General features: G+C 57.0%; 14 protein-coding genes. 1 reads left to right on the forward strand and 13 read right to left on the reverse strand.

Annotation, left to right across the window (positions count from 1 at the left end; translation table 11 throughout):
* Nucleotides 1–12 precede the first annotated feature (12 nt).
* Together KO538_RS17800 and KO538_RS17805 are read right to left on the reverse strand one after the other, a co-directional pair.
* Entirely contained in the window at nucleotides 13–1,071 is a 1,059-nt protein-coding gene (locus tag KO538_RS17800) for an acyltransferase (RefSeq protein ID WP_219329178.1), read from the reverse strand.
* A 69-nt stretch (nucleotides 1,072–1,140) separates the two neighbouring features.
* Nucleotides 1,141–1,569, reverse strand: a complete 429-nt coding sequence (locus KO538_RS17805) for a serine O-acetyltransferase (protein ID WP_219329179.1) — start codon at nucleotides 1,567–1,569, stop codon at nucleotides 1,141–1,143.
* A 270-nt stretch (nucleotides 1,570–1,839) separates the two neighbouring features.
* Between KO538_RS17805 and KO538_RS17810 the strand changes: the two genes are divergently transcribed.
* Complete coding sequence (locus tag KO538_RS17810; RefSeq protein ID WP_219329180.1) at nucleotides 1,840–3,087, forward strand: glycosyltransferase; 1,248 nt, start codon at nucleotides 1,840–1,842, stop codon at nucleotides 3,085–3,087.
* Here KO538_RS17810 and KO538_RS17815 read toward each other — a convergent pair.
* From KO538_RS17815 to KO538_RS17865, 11 genes are all read right to left on the reverse strand, one after another.
* Nucleotides 3,084–5,318, reverse strand: a complete 2,235-nt coding sequence (locus KO538_RS17815; protein ID WP_219329181.1) for a heparinase II/III family protein — start codon at nucleotides 5,316–5,318, stop codon at nucleotides 3,084–3,086. The genes KO538_RS17810 and KO538_RS17815 overlap by 4 nt on opposite strands.
* 417 nt (nucleotides 5,319–5,735) lie before the next feature.
* Nucleotides 5,736–6,674: a beta-1,6-N-acetylglucosaminyltransferase gene (locus tag KO538_RS17820; protein ID WP_219329182.1), complete on the reverse strand. Its 939-nt coding sequence runs from the start codon at nucleotides 6,672–6,674 to the stop codon at nucleotides 5,736–5,738.
* Between the two features lie 49 nt (nucleotides 6,675–6,723).
* Nucleotides 6,724–8,283 carry a hypothetical protein gene (locus KO538_RS17825; protein WP_219329183.1) on the reverse strand — a complete coding sequence of 520 codons (1,560 nt, stop codon included), beginning with the start codon at nucleotides 8,281–8,283 and terminating at the stop codon, nucleotides 6,724–6,726.
* A complete protein-coding gene (locus tag KO538_RS17830) occupies nucleotides 8,276–9,907 on the reverse strand; it encodes a hypothetical protein (RefSeq protein ID WP_219329184.1) in 1,632 nt (543 codons plus the stop codon). Before KO538_RS17830 ends, KO538_RS17825 begins: the two co-directional genes overlap by 8 nt.
* 15 nt (nucleotides 9,908–9,922) lie before the next feature.
* Nucleotides 9,923–10,612, reverse strand: a complete 690-nt coding sequence (gene epsI, locus KO538_RS17835; RefSeq protein WP_219329185.1) for an exosortase-associated protein EpsI, B-type — start codon at nucleotides 10,610–10,612, stop codon at nucleotides 9,923–9,925.
* Nucleotides 10,609–11,517: an exosortase B gene (xrtB, locus tag KO538_RS17840; RefSeq protein ID WP_219329186.1), complete on the reverse strand. Its 909-nt coding sequence runs from the start codon at nucleotides 11,515–11,517 to the stop codon at nucleotides 10,609–10,611. Before xrtB ends, epsI begins: the two co-directional genes overlap by 4 nt.
* Entirely contained in the window at nucleotides 11,517–12,407 is an 891-nt protein-coding gene (gene epsG / locus KO538_RS17845) for a chain length determinant protein tyrosine kinase EpsG (protein ID WP_219329187.1), read from the reverse strand. Before epsG ends, xrtB begins: the two co-directional genes overlap by 1 nt.
* A gap of 7 nt (nucleotides 12,408–12,414) precedes the next feature.
* Entirely contained in the window at nucleotides 12,415–13,824 is a 1,410-nt protein-coding gene (epsF, locus tag KO538_RS17850; protein ID WP_219329188.1) for a chain length determinant protein EpsF, read from the reverse strand.
* A gap of 66 nt (nucleotides 13,825–13,890) precedes the next feature.
* Nucleotides 13,891–14,679 carry a polysaccharide export protein EpsE gene (gene epsE, locus KO538_RS17855; protein WP_219329189.1) on the reverse strand — a complete coding sequence of 263 codons (789 nt, stop codon included), beginning with the start codon at nucleotides 14,677–14,679 and terminating at the stop codon, nucleotides 13,891–13,893.
* 47 nt (nucleotides 14,680–14,726) lie between these two features.
* Nucleotides 14,727–15,722 (reverse strand): EpsD family peptidyl-prolyl cis-trans isomerase, encoded by a 996-nt coding sequence (locus KO538_RS17860; RefSeq protein ID WP_257620432.1) that lies wholly within the window; start codon nucleotides 15,720–15,722, stop codon nucleotides 14,727–14,729.
* Between the two features lie 627 nt (nucleotides 15,723–16,349).
* Complete coding sequence (locus tag KO538_RS17865; protein WP_219329190.1) at nucleotides 16,350–17,732, reverse strand: undecaprenyl-phosphate glucose phosphotransferase; 1,383 nt, start codon at nucleotides 17,730–17,732, stop codon at nucleotides 16,350–16,352.
* Nucleotide 17,733 lies beyond the last annotated feature (1 nt).

Genomic DNA, 17,733 nt, shown 5'->3' on the forward strand with positions numbered 1-17,733 from the left:
CAGCTATCGCGCTCATTCGTGCAACTTGCGCCGCAAACGCGCAAACGGCAGCTCCACCACGAGGTGCACGACGTAGGAAAACATGATCGTAAGCGTCAGACCGCACAGGCCGGCGGCAAGCGGGCGTTCGCCAAAAATCATATGGCCGCAATACATCCAGAACAGGTGCGACAGATAGAACACATAGGAGATCACGCCCAGGAGGCGCACGGGGCGCCAGTTCAGCACGCGAAACACCGGCCAGCCCGGATATCTGACGGCCAGCCAGAAGACTGGGAACAGGGCCAGGCCCTGCACGGTATAGCGCGCCGTCTCGCGAAACGCCGCGTCGCGGTAGAGGAAAGCAAAGACCAGCACGCCCACGGCCCCCGCCAGCAGCAATGCGTTGGCCCAGACCGACTTGAAAAACACCTGGGCGTCCAACGCCGGATTACGCCATACACCCATGATGCAGCCAAACAACAGGCTATCCATGCGGGTATCACTGGCAAGGTAGGTGCGCGCCGGCTCCGCCTCGAGCAGGAAAACCAGCGCGCAACGCCAGGCCAGCACCAGTACGCAAAGCGCGAGAAAGATCCCCGCCACGCTATGCCGGCTCCAGCGCCGCATGCAAAAGACAAACAGCAGGGGGAAGAGCAGGTAAAAATGTTCCTCCACTGCCAGCGACCAAAAAATGCCAGTGAAAGGCACGACGCCAGGAGAGTCCGCGTAGAGTAGATAATAATTGGTAACCTGCAGGATTTGCGCCAGCAGGCCGCCTGCCGTCACGCTATGTGCAATCACGCCGGTCAGGCACAGAATCAGGATGGCGAACAGCACCAGGTACATGGGTGGCAGGATGCGGTAGATGCGACGCAGGTAAAAGTGGCGGAAATTGATGTCTCCTCGCTGCTCCAGCTCACGCCGCAACAAAGTAGTAATGAGATACCCGCTGAGGAAAAAAAACACGGTGACGCCAAAGCCACCTGGCACCACATGTCCCAAGCCAGCATGGCTGGCAAATACCGCCAGCGCGGCAAAAGCCCGCAAACCGTCGAGCGACGGCAAATGAAATTCCTTGGTCGCAGCCATCAGATACCCGTGCTGGAATGGAAGGTGCGCCCGTGGATGGGTGCAGCGGCAACGTATTGCCAAGCTGAATTACGCATGGGGCGCACCTTTCGGAGGCTTGGAGCGCGCCGGCACACCCACCGCGATGGCACCAGGGGCGACGTGATCCAGCACCACGGCATTTGCGCCGATGCGCGCGCCGCGCCCGATCACAACGGGGCCGAGTATGCAGGCACCGGCACCAATCTCGACATCGTCTTCGATGACGGGGACTGCAAAGTGCCCGGCTCGCCCACCTATCGTGACATTTTGCGCTATCTTGACGCGGTCGCCAATACGCGCGCGCGCATGCACCACAATACCCAGGCCGCTATAGGCGAAACGCACGTCCCTTCCCACCACGGCACCGGGCGGCAATACCACGGCAAACAACAGGCGGTTGAGTACATACAGACAACGCGGGATCAGGGGAAGGCCAAGGTGATGCAGCCAAGCGGCGATGCGGAATACTTTAATCATGCTTTCGCCTGTCAATTCAAGGCCGCCGTGCGCGGGAACGCCCACCTGGCACGACGGTGTCATGCGCATTTTCTTTCGCATAACTGAGTATCAATAAAACAATATTGATGCATATTATACACAACATCCAGGAAAACATTTCTAGTACACTTGAATTCTTTGTATCGTTGCACACTGCGCAAGCTTACGTGTGTTCGCCATCGCGTGCAAAACCATTTGGCAATAGCAACATTCAGCGTATCGACGTGCGCTACTTAATGAAAGTAAAAATTGACTCCTTCGCAGACGCTGCATATTTTACAACTGGTCCCGGAACCGCTGCCCTCATACCGTGCCGACGTTTCCACGCTGTTCGGCAAGTATCTGCCACGTCATCAGGTGTATTGCGATATCGTCGGCAAGCCAGGCGACGGCAGCGGTACGCCGGACGGTTTCGTCTCGCACAGCACGCCGGCGAGACATGCGCGCCGCTGGCGCCAGGAGTTGGCGTTCCTGGCCCTGTGCCTGAGCAAAGTATGGCGCGCCGCGTCCGCGCGATGCGATGTCATCCAGGTCAGGGATATGGTGTCCATTGGTTTACTCAGCATGCTTATTGCCCGCGTTAAGGGTATTCCCTTCACGTACTGGGTATCGTTTCTCATGTGCGATGGACGTATCGAGCGCTCGCGTGCCGAATTGGCGCGACGGCCGGGAAGCCTGCATTACCGGCTAGCCTTGTGGAAGGGTTTAGTTGAAAAAGTGCTGTTTTACAAGATTGTTCTGGCACATGCCGACCATGTCTTTGTGCAAAGCGAGGCCATGAAACAGCTAATGATCGCGCGCGGCATCGAGGCTGGGAAACTGACGGCCGTGCCAATGGGCGTGGACACGGAAACGCTGCGCGCGCACGCCATTACCCCGCGCCGCCTTGCGCAATGGGAAGCGCTTCCGGTAATCGCCTATCTTGGCACGCTGGACCGTTCGCGCCGCATCGAAGAGCTGCTCGATGCGCTAGTGATCGTACGGCAGCGCCATCCGGCGGCACGCCTGCTGCTGATCGGCAGTTCGCCGACGCCATCCGACATTGAACTGTTGCGTATCCATGCACGCAACTTGAACCTGGAAGACGCCATACACATGACGGGCTGGCTCGACAGCACTTGCGCCCTGCCCTTGCTGCTGGGCGCCGATGTCGCAGTATCGTATATCCCACGCGGCGCTCTGTTCGATGTCAGCTCGCCCACCAAGCTGCTGGAATACCTGGCCCTGGGTATGCCTGCCGTCGGCAATGACAGCCCCGACCAGGCCCAGGTACTGAACGACAGCGGCGCCGGCTGGCTGAGCGCCAGTACGCCGGAAGCGCTGGCCGCGGCACTGGCCGACGTTCTCGATGACAGCAGCGCGGCGCGGCAGAAGGCAAACGCAGGAATAGCCTACATCGAGCGGCAACGCAGCTATCGCGTGCTGTCCGCAGCACTGGCAACATGCTACCGCGGCCTGGCCAGCCGCTTGCGCGCAGCCTCCCCCAATCGCACCTAGTTCGGCACAATCATAGTCTGAGGCCCCACTTTCAAGGTCCTTCCTGTAGCTCCGCTGGTCAGCGATACGGCCGGATTCTTGCACCCCACGTCGATCAACACCAGGAACTCGCCGCTGGTCGACTTGGCGGTGGAGACAAACACTGCCTGATCCTCCACGCGGCCAGGCATGAGTGGCACACCGGTGCGCTTCTCAAAGCGTACGCCGTTGGTGATCAGAGGGCGAATGCATGCCGTGCGTCCCTTGTTGGTGATCGATACACTACCGTCGGCTGCCGTCACGATCGGCGCCATGGCGTGCATATTCCACTCCCACGTGCGTGCCGTGGCTGACTTCGCCTTGTCATAGACCACAACGGAATCTGTATCACGTACGTACCACAGCTTGCGGATGGCCGAGGTCAGCTTTCCACCGTACGCCGCCGTGGCATCACCCTCGACGTAATCGAGGCCACGGGTGGTGGCAAAGGCGGTGATTTTGCCGTTATTGGTGATCATGGCGACATTGCCACCGTCAATGGTCTGTCCGATACCACCGTCAAAAGTCAGGCCGTTGTGCGCCTTGGTCTGGCGGTACCAGGAACTCCACAGGGGGGAGCCATAGTAATCGTACCAGCCGCCTTCTGCCAGCAGCGGCACACCCGCACTGGTTATAACAAAACTGTTCTGGTCTCCGTGGCTATGGTTGTAGGAGCCATAGGGACTCGACTTGAAGTACACGGAAGTGCGCGCGGGATCAGCCATGCTGCTATGCATGGCGCTCCAGCCGATACTGGGCAGCATGACCGCGCTGACTGTCGGCGCCTGCGGTGCCACTGTCGTCGCGGGCAAAGGGTAATATGCCTTGAGCAAAGTCAGCGCATCGTCGGCGGCTGGCATGTTCTTCACATACCAGGCTGCCTCCGGTGTGGCAAAGTTTGATGCGTATGCCCGCATGATCTTAGCCGTTGGTGCCACTTCATGGCCGTCGCCGAAGACGTGCGTCTGCGCGCCAGGCGGGACGAAATACATGAAGAAGTTCAGGAAACCCTGCGACCAAGGTTTGGCATACAGGTTGACATTCATCGCCTGCGCTGTCGGTTGCCACACCTGCATGTACAAATCGACCGCAAACTCGCCATACGCCGTGCCATTGGCAAAACCGCCCTCCGGGCCGCTCCACACGCTCAGCGAACTGACGTATGAACGGAACGAGAAATCGAACCAGGCATTGGCGGCTGGTATGTCGCCCAGAGCGAGAATCGAAATCAGCGCCAATCCTGCAGTATTACTGATCGCATGCGAGTCGTACGGATACTGGTCGTTGCGTCCATTGTCCTGAGACAAGTCGGCATAAATCTGATTGCCATACGCCGTCACCGACCGCAGCCATTTCACACGACGCGTGTCGTCGAGATTGCTGCCCAAGGTATCAAAGGCGCGAATAAGCGAAGAGGCGATGGCGAAAGGCGCTTGATCCTGCTTGCTGTAATTCGTTGGCCCGATTGGATTGAAGCCGGCCAGTTCGTCACCACGCTTGAGCGCCTCGACCAGGAAACGTTCCTCGCCCGTCAAACGGTACAGCAAGACTGTCGATTCAAGTTGCCGGGTGCGCATATTGAGCTGCTTCCGGATATCGGCCACTTGCGCCGCCGCAGCGGCGGTAATCACCGTCGTCGTATCGAGTGGCCAGTTGGCGTCGCTGATGAGCGGGAGCGCGGTAATATTCCAGACAACTTCCTTAGTCAGTTGGGTAACGGCGGCCCCGCGCTGAGCGCTCAGGGTGGTATCCCAGTTTTTTACCAGCGGCAGGCCCGTCTGCAAGCCGCGCGGACGCGTCTTCATCAGCGCGCGCGCGCGCAAGTCAGCGTTCTCCGGCACTTCATATACAACCGAAGCCGCATTGATGACAAACTTGCGCTCGGAAGACCACTCGGTAGTAGTCGATGGACGCACACGCCACGTGTACTCGCCCAACGGCAGCGCCTTCGAGGGCAGGTACCAACTGCGGGAACTGGTAAACGTACGCACGACAGTACCATTCAGTTTCAGCTCCAGCACATACGCGGCCGGGTTCTTCGGATTACGCGACCAGGAAAATGTAGGGGGATTCTGTGGCTGGATGAGATTATTCTCCGGCACCGTTTTTATCTCAAGGGGCGTGACCGCCTGCGCCCAATCCGCATGCACTTGACCGCAGGCTGGTATTAATCCTAACAATGCGCAGTGCAGTATGATTTTAGCGGGTTTCATTTCATAACCTCCGGAACAACAAAAATAGGATGGACCCGGTCCAAGCCTGTCGGCCGGACCACGTCTCAATAGCTCAATTGCCTCGCCAGAGTAAGAAACGTTGATCCACGATTATGTTAATTTGAGATATAGCAATAGTGCTGACGGATTAGATGTTTTTATGCGTAACAACCATCCTAGGGCAACTATGTACAAACAATAATGACAAGCCGGAGATACGTTTATTTCCTCTGAGACAGCTTACAAGCTACCTCAAATATTCCCGTTCCACAAGTTCGAAAAGGCTGCCGCTGCCGCCGCTTTAGCGGCATGCACAGGGCTGTGGCAAAAACGAAACAAAGCAGGAAGAGTGAGTATTAATGCGGGCTACACGCACATATGGCGAGCTTGGCAACGTTCTGCGGCGAGTTCGGCATCTCAGTTTTCTTCGCTATGCGCGCGGCGCGCGGCATCAAGCATGTCGAGCACGGCGGCTGATTTGACGATATCGAATTTACGCGCAAAAAATTTTCCCGATGTGGCCAGCGCCGGAAAATCGCTGGCATCAAAGACGGCAGGATCTTCACGCGCGGGATTCCAGTCTATGTAATGCAGGGACACTTTATTTTCGTTTTTCATGTCGCCAGGCACGCGCCTCAGCACATCCTCCTCGAAATTTTCCAAGGTGGCCGCCCATGGTGAATTAAGGACGATGGTCTGGAAAAAAATCTCGTCCGCGCAATTGACCGAGTGGAAGAATTTCAGATAGGCCTGATTGGCGGGATCGGCGACAAAGGCCAGCAGGTAGGCCACGACGGACTGCGACAGGCACCATGAAGTGGAGCCGCGATACGGCTGCATGCCGGATATAAAGGTACGTGCGGGTAAGGCATTGCTGATGTCGCGCACCATACGATTGGCCACGCGTTGCAGCCAACGGCCAGGCAGGCGGGCATAGATATCGTAATAGCAGTAGCGGCGCACTTTGTCGACAAAATCGACACCATCCGTCAATGCATAAAAATTCATGTAGCTTTTGCCTCCGCTGGCAGCCAAGTGAGCGCTGATTGCTCGCTGGCTACGCAGTGGATAATCGCGTCCGCTGAGGAAAACATAATAATCGTGGGGTCCATGTTGCGCGGCCAGTTGTAGCAAGCTCAACATAGCCGCGACCTGGGAATACCCGCCCCAGTTCACGCTCACCGGCGCCGCCACGAAATGCACAGGGTGCGCGGACACGGCGGCGCGAAACGGCGCGGCATCGGCCTTAGCATCGATATGTGCAAAAAGACGCGCATCCGCGCCAGCCAGCGCGCCAGCCAGGCGCGCAAACAAGGCCGGCTGGTCGTGCGCCAGAATCAAATAAGCTATTTTCATTCATTCTCCAGTTCAACAACAAGCTGCCGGGACAATATCGCCCCCGGGCTCACCTGGCCGAAATAAGCATGAACATACGCGCCAGGCGCGGCGACACGGTGGAGACGCTGTCGACTTCATCACGATAAAACAAAGACATCTTACGCAATACCAGATAATAAACTAACACGCTGCCGACAACAGCCGTCAACACACCCCATACCGGCCAGGCCGCCAGTAACCAGCAGGCCAGGCGCGCCGTCATGGCGGCAGCCGCTACCGGCACGGCCAGGCGCACGATAGCGCCCATGCCCAGGCCGCCGAGCAGGAGCGGTTCACGCTGAATCCAGCGCAGAGTAGCGAACACGAGCAGATAAGGAATGGCGCTGACCACGATCAGCAACGGAATATTGCGCAGCCAGGCGGCCAGGCCGATCGCTGCGTAGCAAACCATGGAAACCCATATCCAGATGCGATTATGTGGTCCGATGCGGCCGATAGGATTCAGCCCGATCCACAGCGCCTCGCCCAAGGTCATGGCGCCCAGTTGCAGCAACAGCATGATGGCGATCCAGCTTTCAGAACCATAGCGTCCATGCGTCATCCAGTCGACCAGCGGCACGCCACAACCAAGCAGGATCGCCATGCCAAGCCCGAGAATGACAAAGTTCAGCCGGATCAGCAGCGAGACCATTAGCCGGATACGGGCAAAGTCGCCGCGCACGGCAAAATCGCTGGCCAGCGCCGGCTCAATCATCCCCTTCATCATGAAAATCGGCATGAACTGATATGCGCGGTCGGCGATCGTCTGAAAGAAACCGAAGGAAGCTGTCGCCACCGGTGTGGCAATGGCACCAACAATGAGCTTCAGCAATCCACCACGGAATGGCAAGCTCAGCATATACGTCATTTGCGTGCCGAGACTGTCGCCGATCAGCATTTTCCAGGTAAAGCCAAAGACCAGTGGGCCCGCCGCTGGCGCCTTGCCGCGCAAGGCAAAAAACTCCCGCGCCAGCACCGCCAGCATGGTGGCGGCGAGCAGGCTTTCCGTAACGATCATGACGTCGGCCACCATGAAGGCATCGAGCGCACCGTGCCATGCCAGCCAGCCGATAATGACGGCAATACGCAGAAAGGTCATGCTGGTCTGCAACATAGCCTGTCGCCCCTGCTGCCCCAGGCTATTGCAGAAGATGGCGAAGGTATCCGTAAACGCCGTGGCTACGGCGAACAGCGCGTATTGCACCGACATCAAGCGCACTTCCGCCAAGATGGGCACAGGCAGGATCAGCTGGCCCGCGCCCCAGAAGAGCAACAGCAACAGCAAGACCACCAACTGGCGCACGCCGATCAAGCCGGCCATCAGCAGCAGCATCTCGCGCCAGCGCATAGCCTCGCGCAGCGGAGGCATGAAGCGATAAACGACCCGGTCCATGCCAAACATTGTAGCGAAGACCAGTAAGCCGTTGGCAGCCGTAAAGATCGTAAACGACACATAGTCGGCCACACTGAGATTGCGTATCAGCACAAACTGGAACCACAAGGCGGCCAGTGCCACGCCTATCTTTGCTATCGCGAACCACTTTGCCTGCAATATCACCCGCGCAGCGTGATATGGACTCTCAGCCATGCGGCGCACTCACAGCCGCCACGTGCCGCGGCTTGTCCCATGCCCTACCGTGCGGGATTGCTTGCACGCCGTGCAATTGCGGCGGCGCATCGCTCTGGGCGCCAAAACGCACGATCTGCAAGATGCAAGACAGACAGAAAACGAACAATAGCTGGCTACCCGGGTCGTCCATCAGGGTACGGTTATAAATCAGCAGGGAGGCGAACAGCACCAGCAAGCCGGTGGACGTTTCCACGATCGCCATCTGCAGCGGGCTGCCGCGCGCCTCCTTGACATAGCGCCATCCGGCGCGGATACCGAACAACATCATCGAGACATATGCCAGGCATCCGACCAGCCCCAAGTCCCACAGCAAGACGGAAATGGCAATCGAATCGACGTGCAGTGGTGCAAAACGTTGATACAGCGGCCCAGCGCCCAGGCCAGGACCGGATTTGACCGCACCGGGACCATAGCCGATCAGGCGAGTTGGTGTGGTAGCCAGATGATCCTGCGCCCAGATCGCAATCGAGGCGCCGCGCCCGACCTCACCCGTTTCATAGCTGACGCTGTTCGGATCGAAGAAATAACCGCCCCCGGCCTTCAGCTTACCGCTGAGCGTGTGCTGGCTATCGAGCTGCTTGCCCCAGTAAAGAGCGTTATAGGTTAGGTAAATCGTACCGCCCAGCACCACGGCAAGCAAGCCATACCAGATGAGGGTCAGTAAGTTCTTCATGATGCGCTTGCGCAGTACAAAAAACAGCGCAATAGGCATCCAGATAAAAGCAGCCTTCACTTCGCCCAGCAAAATCACTGCCAGGCACACGGCACAAATGAGGCCGGCGCGCATGCCCGTCATCAGGCCGCGGTTCCACAGCGCCAGGCTATAGCTCATCACGGCAATGACAAACATGACCAGAAGCGCGCTATTACCGCCGCCCAGGGGATTGCCGCCAAACGTGCCGACCACAGCGTCATGCGCGGCAAACGTGCGTCCGCTGGAAATAAAGAAATGCTGATATATCGTGACTGGCAACTGCACCATCGCCACCACAATGAGTATCCACCATAGACGGCTCAAGCGCTCTGGATGCCATCGCCCCCAGGCGAAGGCCAGCAGCAGCCCGAACATGGGCCAGGAAGACTTTATGGCAACGATCAGCTGCGCCGTCGAGGGACGGTTCAGCACCGTGCTGGCGCAGAAACACATGGCATACACCAGAAGCGACACCATCACGCCCGTATCGGCTGTGCCCGTATCCGGCTTGACCTTGCCCGTCCGCGAGAACATCAGCTCCATCAAGGCACGCAACGCAAACAATCCCGTCAGGCCGACCACGACCCAGGGCGCTTGCCGATTGCTAAGGAAATACACTGCCGACCCCTGTACAAGGAAAGTCAGCACGAAGACCGCCAGCAGTAGCTGGTAGGCGTTCAGCATGAAAAAAACCAGAGCAACAAAAATGGCGCCACCGAACAGGGTGACGAGCACAGGCGAATCCAGGCCGATGATGGCGCCCATGAAAAGAGCCAGAATTACGATGACAAAAAATAGCAGAACTGGCGCACCGCGCGACGCGGACGAGCGCGCACGCTTGCGCGCCGCCGGTGCTGCAGCACGCCGGATTCCAAACGCAAATTTCATGATGGTTTCCCTCGTCTAAACACCGGGTGCGCCTATCAGTCTGGTACGCGTTTCCTGGTTCACTGAATTCAACAGATCATTCACAAACTTATCCTGCAGGCGATAGCCAACAGCCGTATCTGTACCGATGGAAGACACTCGCACCAACATGCCATCGGGGACGGTTCCCGTCAACCCCAGGCGAATCTGAGTCAGTTTCTGTCCGATACCGGGTTTGATGAGTTCGTCACCGATGGTAATCCAGTAACTGATAGGTTCATGACGTTCGCCGTTTACCGCCATCAGGCGCTTGACAGGCAGACGGCCAAAGGCGGTGCCCAAATCCTCCACCTTGTCCGACTCTACCGAAAATCCCTGCGCCGCATAGCACACCTCGGGACGATGCAGGCCCAGGCCTTCGCTCTGATCACCGCCATAGGCAATCGACAGCATGACTCGGCTGCCATCGCGATTGACGTATGTACGAGTAACAGTTTGGTTATACAGCTTGTCGAGCTTTGCTTGCACTTCAGGATCGAGTTTGAGGGGCACCATGCTGGTGTCGACCTGCCATTCCGCAAAGCGGGTGGGGATCATAGCGTCCAGGTTGAAGCGCGGCTGCGAATCGGCCTGCTTGGCCGTTGGCGTCAAGGCTTTCGTCATGCCAGCCGAGGCCAGCATCAATGCACACAGGATCAGGCTGACGGAAAGGGGTTTGGTGATCATTGCTCGCTCCCGGCGCTGCGGCCGGTCTTGGCCGCACGCTTCTTGACAATCCATTGCAAAAAGGAATCCATGCTCAATATCAGCATCAGCGCAGTGAGGAACAGCACCATGCCGGCAAAACCATGCAGAAAACCCTGCCCTGCGGCATCACCGAAATAATAGGTAATCAGGCACAAGACGATGACGCGGATAACGTTCGCAGAGAACGAAATCGGAATGATAAGCAGGGCCAGCATCACATTGCGGAACGCCGAAGTATGACGTACCAGATTCAGATAGAACAGGCCCAGCGCTTCAAGTGTCAGCAAGGTTTGCAAACCTGCGCACGCATCAGCCACGAGCAACTGGTATTGACCGATCTGAAGAATCACGCCACTACGGGCAATCGGATAGCCGGCCAGGAACAGCAAGTGCTCGGTTACATAGGATACCGCCATCTTCATCGGCATCGTCAGCATGCTCACCAGTGGTCCGGGAAGCGGGACCATAAACAGCATGAAAAAGAAGGGAAACCACAGTAGCGCCAACGCGCGTGTACCCCGTTTTATCAGCAGGACGGCTGCCAGCGCCAGAATGAAGGACAGGATCTCGAAGGCCGTGATCTGCTGCGAACGGCCAACGATGTACAGCAGCATCGCCAGCACGGCCAGCGGCCAGCCGGCTGCGGACGGTTTGACAGGCGCGGCGAGCACGGCCGGCCAAGTGCGATAGCCCAGCCACAGCGACAGGAAGAGGATGATCGGTCCATGCGCTTGCTCTTCCGTGGTCCACATACCCGTAAACAGCGTGTAGAAAGTAGGAATGAACAGGCAGGCTAGGCCCAACAGCACAGGCCACCATTCCGGCAATGCCAGGCGCAAGCCGGTGAGCGGCGCAACGGGCCAGGGCAGGATATCGCGTGCCATCAGAAGTCAACCAGGACAGAGCCCACAAGCTCTGCGCCAGAATTGGCCAGCTGCTCGCCAACCGCGGCTACGTCATCGAGCAAGGTCTTATTCTTGCGCACCACCAGCAACACACCGTGCGCGCGTCCGGCGACGGCCAGCGCATCTGCGCCTGCGGTAAAGGCAGACGCGTCGTACAGCACGATGTCGTGCTGCGTCTCGAGCTGGGTAACCAGTCCGCCGAAGGACGAGCGGCTTAACAATTCTTGCGGATTCGGCGGCAGTGTGCCAGCACCCAGCACTGACAGGGAGACAAACGATTCGACCTTCGCCACCGCATGCAGATCGGCGCGGCCGGCAAGCACGTCGGACAAGCCCTGCTTGCCCTTCAGGTCAAAGATTTCATGTTGGCTGGGCTGGCGCAAGTTGGCATCGACCAGCAGCGTATTTTCGCCCAACTGGGAAAATACCACGGCCAGGTTGGCGGCAAACAGGCTGGCGCCATCGCCTGGGTCGATACTGGCGATGACAAGCGACTTGTTGCCCCTTGAGAACCAGCGCAGCATCAGCTGGCTGCGCACGGCGCGCAAGGTTTCCACCTGCCGGCTGAAAGGCTCATAGGCCGCCACCAGCTTGTTGGAAAATTTGGCCTCGCCCGGTTGCAGATACGGGTAATCGAATTGCTGCGCCAGCACTTGCTGGATATCGGCTTCGGTAATCAAGCCCAAACGCAATGCAGCTTCGCCAAAGCGGATACCCAGCTCCTTCTGCATGCGCAGGACGCGCTCGGCATTTTCAGGCGTGATCTTGCCCGATTCCAGCAGCAGACGGCCGATGCTCGAATCACCGCGTCCTGGAGCCGCGGCGGGCGCGGGGGCTGTCATTGCCGTATGGTTCAACGTTGTATCCATAAAAATCCTAATTTAAGCGAAGGCGGCGTGGAGCAAGCGATTTGAACAAACCGAAACGCTTGCGTGGTTTGCCATTCCAGTCGATGACGCCCAACACGGGAATTTGCGCGCTCTCGGACAAATCACTGTCGGAGCGCACGCGGCGGTCCAACATTTCCGCCAGCATTGCCAGGCCCAGGCCCAGCATGGTTCCTAGGAAGAACGACAGCATTGTATTGAGTAGCACCCTTGGTCCCGATGGCTCGATTGGCGCCGCGGCGGGATTGAGCACGGCCACATCGGATTGGTCGGACTGTCCTTCGATGCGGGTTTGCGAAAAACGCTGGGAAGCGATATCAAACGCGCGCTGGGCATTTTCAACGTCCTTGCTCAGCACATTCATTTCATCGCGAGTCCGGTTTAATTCCAGCACGCGTGTCTTCTGAGCCTGCATGGCCGCACGGATAGCGCCTTCGCGTTGCTGGAATATCTGCGCGTTGTTACCGACGCTACGCGAAGCGACCGCCATTTGCTCACGCAAATCGGCGCGCAGTTTCTCCACCTCAGCCTTGGCGCTCAGGTATTGTGGATGATTGCTGCTCAAACGCTGCGACACCTCGGCAAACTTGGACTCAGCGTTGCCCAAGCCAATTTTCAGGTTCTGTATCAAAGGATTCGAAGCAACATCCGGCGAATCGGCAAACCGGCTACCCGCTGCCATATTTTGGCGCGACATTGCTTCCATGGACTGTCCCTGTGCAACGACGAGTTGCGCGGACAGATCATTGAGGCGGTTTGATTCCACGTCCAGGCGATTATCCAGACTGACAATGCCATTGTCTTGCTGATACTTGGACAATTTGCTTTGTGCCACTTCCACGTTGTCACGCAAGAGCTTGATCTGCGAGTCGAAATACAAAGCCGCCTTTTTCATCGGATCAACTTTGAGCTGAATATTGATCTTCTGGTATTCATCCGCAAAAGCGTTGGCAATGGCTGCAACAAATTGCGGATCCGCCCCCTTAAAGCTGATATCGACCACGCTGCTTTCGCGCGACGGTACCACTTCGAGTTTTTTCAGCAACAGGTCGGCAAGCCAGTCGCGTACTGTACCCTTGCCCTCGGTCGCCTGGCGGAACTGTTCAATAACGGCCGGACTCTGGGCCAGGCCCAAGCTATCAACGACGCGCAAGGCCACATTTTTGCTGCTGATAATGTCAATTTGCGTGGCCATATAACCAGGCAACAGCTGGCCAGGCATGGTCAGGCCGGTCAACGGATCGACACCCTTGTAATTGAGCACCAGCGAACTAGTTGCCTGATATGTCTTCGGCAGCAGCAAACTGACCAACAACGTCGTCGCCACAGTGATCAGCAACGTGATCACCACGATCCGCATACGCGCTCGCAGAATCAGTAAAATTTGGGAAAAATTCATAATCTAACTCTCAACTCTCTAAAAATGCCAGCCGTACCGCCGTGAAAGCCCTGCGATGGTCGTGGGTCAGAACAGACTTTCCTGCACATAGACGACATCGTCCACCTGCAGCAAATCGTCGTGCTTGGCTGTGATCACCTGCATCACCCCGTTCGCGTCGCGGCGCTTGATGCGCATGTTGCGCTCGGTACCACGCGGCGTCAGGCCACCGCCGACCGACAGGGCTTGCAACACAGTCATGCTGCGTTCCAGACGAAAGGCGCCGGGGCGCTGCACTTCGCCATAAATGTAGAAACGCGGCGCGCGCTCAACATAAATGACGTCGTTGCCGGCCAAATCAAAGTCCCGGTTCAAGTTCGCGTTGCGCACCATGTCGATGATGTCGATATCTTCCTTGGTCGACTTGCCACCCCGTTTACGGATCAGGCTAACCGTATCGCCCCCTTCAGCACCGATACCGCCGGCCATCGCCAGCAAATCCATCATGCTGCGCTTGCCTTCGATCGGATAGCGGCCAGGGCGATTTACCTGCCCCAGCACGGATACCTGCTGGCTTTGCAAGGACGTGACAATGATGTTCACTTGCGCCTTGCGCAGGAAATTACCGCTTTCAAGCAATCCGCCGATTTTCTTTTCCGCGGCCGAGACGGACAAGCCGCCGAGCGCCACATTGCCTATCAGTGGAAAAGTAATTTCACCGGCTTCGCTCACGCGCGTCTCGAGTGCCAAGTCAGGATTGCCGTACACAGAAATCTTTAATACATCACCAGCGCCCAGCAACACGTCGGCCGCGCCGGCGAATCCGGCGCTCAGCGTCAGCAGGAGCGCCATACACCACATCGAAAGTCGTTTCATGATTCGCTCATTTCAATAATAAATTAATAACCAAAAAAAGCCGCGATTTACTTCAACCCGGCAACGCCACGCTCATTAGCTTCCGTGGAAGCGGACGCCGCCGGCACTGGTGCGACTGGCAGGGGAACACTTGCCGGTGCAGGTGCAGCCACCACAGGGGCGCTGGCTGCCGGCTTGCTGTCCGCCTCCTTGTTCAGATACTCGACCTTGGCAGCGGCACGCAGGCGCTTCAGTTCGGCATCGGCAGTATCCTTGTTCTTTTTATTGAACAGGAATTGTTCGATCTGCGGTGCCGCCTGCGCCAGAGTGGCCGGGTTATCACGAATGTCTGCCAGCGAGATCAGCAGCGTGCGGTCGCCTTCGCGAATGATGAACAACTGCCCTTTCGGCATCGCCAGCAATTTCGCGGTCAGTTCCGGTGCCAGGTCGGCGCTGGTACGTGACAATTGCGTACGTGCATACTTGACCTTGTTGCTCTCCAGCCAGGCTGCCACGTCATCCAGCGACTTGGCTGCGTCCATCGCGGCTTTGAGCTGATCATTCATGTCGGCGCTGGCAATCACCAGCTCGCGCATGTCAAACTGCTTGCGCTGGCTGAAAAACTGCGGATTCTTGTTGAAGTAGTCTTCCACTTCCTCTTTTGTCGGCCGCGCGATGGTACCGATGCGTTTTTGCATATACGCTTGCGCAATAATCAGCGCCTTGGCGCGCTCGACGGCCTGCACCACTTTCGGATCACGATCCAATTTCTCCTTGACGGCTTCATTCAGCAGTAACTGACGGTCGATCAGGGATTCCAGCAGCTGCTTGCTGGCTACTTCTTGCTGAGCAGCTTGAATATTGGCGCGTTGCAATTCTTCATTCAGCTGCAACACGGTCACTTCCTCACCGTTCACGCTGGCCAGAGCCTGGCCAGGTTTTTTTTCCTTGCCGCCACAAGCAGACAAGCTGACCGCTGTGAGCAAGACCAAGCCCGCACACAGCAAACGCGGGGAAAATGTGGAGATGGGCGTGATCAAACGTGTGTGGTGCGTATGGTTCAAAATTGCTCCTTCAGTTCAGGTAAGGAAATCGGATGCCGCCAACGATAAACATTGAAACAATATTTACACACGAAAATATTGGCAAAAAACACAAATTTCCCGCGAAATTATGCCGCTTGACCACATAATTGTCAATATTATAAATATGATACACAATGTATAAGAGTCGTCGGGAATTATTTGCTTAAAAATCCATTAAGAAGGTTTAAAAACAACTGTTTCCACGAAAACTTAGATATAAGAAACGTTTATCGTCAGCGCAAAGCTTTAACAAGATAGCATTTCTTGCGCTTGGTACGATTGTAGTTTTTTGCGGGAGCGCTGTCGTATCGCGCTACCGCCCAGGACCGGCGAAGATGGGGCCGTAATCTGAGGCGCTACATGAAGAAACACAGGCTTGTGGGTAAAGCCAAGCGCAGGCCAAGCTGGCCTGGTATGGCATCGGGAGCAACACGCGTCGCCACCTGCCTTCACATGATGTTGTCGCGCCTGTCTCATATATTCTTTGCATTACCGCCTGGTTTGCCTGTGCGGGCCATGGACCCGCACTTCGAATGCTTGCTTCATTTTAACGCGTATTGATCTGGCGCAAAACAAATTCCATACAGTGTTGCTTGAGCACTTCATTCAATGAGCATTGTCCCGCTTCAGCACGACTTTCACCGTGCGCATGATAATCCACAGATCCAGCCATAACGACCAGTTGCGCAGGTAGTCGAGGTCGAAATGAATGCGCGCCTCCATCTTGTCCAGGGTTTCCGTCTCCCCCCGCAAGCCATTCACCTGCGCCCATCCAGTGATGCCAGGCTTCACCTTGTGACGCAACATGTAGCCCTTGATCAACTTACGGTACTGTTCATTGTGTGCCACCGCGTGTGGACGCGGCCCCACGATACTCATACGCCCCTGCAGCACATTGATAAACTGTGGCAATTCATCGAGTGAACTGCGGCGCAAAAACCCTCCGATGCGCGTGACGCGCTGGTCATCCTTGGTTGCCTGCACCACCTTGTCACCATCCTCGCTGACAGTCATGGAACGGAATTTATACACAATGATCTCCTCGCCATACAGACCGTAGCGGCGCTGGCGAAAAATCACCGGTCCCTTCGATGTCATCTTGACAGCGATGGCGATGACCAGCATCACTGGCAACAGCATGACCTGGATCAGCAGGCCCAGCACGATATCGCTACCGCGCTTGACCATGCTGTTAAAGCCTGTGAACGGCGATTCGCGGATGGCAATGACCGGCATGCCACCCACGTTGTCGAAGCGTGCCTGCATCAGGTCGAAGATATAAATATCAGGCAGGAAATACACGGACGCCGTCGTATCCTGCAATTCATCGAGCATCTTGCGGATACGTGGCTGGGCCGAAATGGGCTGGCTGATGAATATCATCTTGATATTGTGCTCGCGTACATAGGCGGCGATATCGGCCATCTTGCCCAGCATGGGTTCGCGCATCGTCTCGGGCCAGCGGTCATCGGTGCGGTCGTCAAAAAAACCGCGCACGCTCATGAACAGGTTCGGATTACGCTCGACGGTGGCGGCAAACTTCAGGCTGGCATCATTGGCGCCAATGATGACGACCGAACGCACTTCGCTATCGCGGCCGGGATCGGCCACCATGCGACGCGCGGCAAGATGACTGAGCAGCAATATGAATGGCGTCAGCAGGAACCACGCCAGCACCAGTTCGCGTTCAAAATGAAACGCCAGCCCCGTCGCCGAGCCAAGAAAGATCAGAATCAGGGCGGTGATGGCCCAGCTGACAAAAACATCGCGGGCGTAGGCCAGCATGCGGCCGCTGCGCCATGTACGATAGGGGTCGACATACTGGAACACCGACGATGAAATAAAAAAAGCCAGGATCATCAACACCAGCGAATATCCGGTAAATGGTGTGCCGGACAAAAGCGACAGCAAATACAGGGTGCCCATGATGATGAGCGGGTCCAGAATACGCTGAAAGAACGAAATTAGGGGTATATCGTTAACCGTCATG

The sequence above is a fragment of the Janthinobacterium sp. NKUCC08_JDC genome (genome assembly GCF_019345575.1).
GTDB lineage: Bacteria > Pseudomonadota > Gammaproteobacteria > Burkholderiales > Burkholderiaceae_D > Janthinobacterium > Janthinobacterium aestuarii.

Excerpts from the sequence above, each read along its gene's own strand:
- KO538_RS17800 (WP_219329178.1), bottom strand. The coding sequence starts at position 1,071 with ATGGCTGCGACCAAGGAATTTCATTTGCCGTCGCTCGACGGTTTGCGG.
- KO538_RS17805 (WP_219329179.1), bottom strand. The coding sequence starts at position 1,569 with ATGATTAAAGTATTCCGCATCGCCGCTTGGCTGCATCACCTTGGCCTT.
- KO538_RS17815 (WP_219329181.1), bottom strand. The coding sequence starts at position 5,318 with ATGAAACCCGCTAAAATCATACTGCACTGCGCATTGTTAGGATTAATA.
- KO538_RS17820 (WP_219329182.1), bottom strand. The coding sequence starts at position 6,674 with ATGAAAATAGCTTATTTGATTCTGGCGCACGACCAGCCGGCCTTGTTT.
- KO538_RS17825 (WP_219329183.1), bottom strand. The coding sequence starts at position 8,283 with ATGGCTGAGAGTCCATATCACGCTGCGCGGGTGATATTGCAGGCAAAG.
- KO538_RS17830 (WP_219329184.1), bottom strand. The coding sequence starts at position 9,907 with ATGAAATTTGCGTTTGGAATCCGGCGTGCTGCAGCACCGGCGGCGCGC.
- epsI (WP_219329185.1), bottom strand. The coding sequence starts at position 10,612 with ATGATCACCAAACCCCTTTCCGTCAGCCTGATCCTGTGTGCATTGATG.
- xrtB (WP_219329186.1), bottom strand. The coding sequence starts at position 11,517 with ATGGCACGCGATATCCTGCCCTGGCCCGTTGCGCCGCTCACCGGCTTG.
- epsG (WP_219329187.1), bottom strand. The coding sequence starts at position 12,407 with ATGGATACAACGTTGAACCATACGGCAATGACAGCCCCCGCGCCCGCC.
- epsF (WP_219329188.1), bottom strand. The coding sequence starts at position 13,824 with ATGAATTTTTCCCAAATTTTACTGATTCTGCGAGCGCGTATGCGGATC.
- epsE (WP_219329189.1), bottom strand. The coding sequence starts at position 14,679 with ATGAAACGACTTTCGATGTGGTGTATGGCGCTCCTGCTGACGCTGAGC.
- KO538_RS17865 (WP_219329190.1), bottom strand. The coding sequence starts at position 17,732 with ATGACGGTTAACGATATACCCCTAATTTCGTTCTTTCAGCGTATTCTG.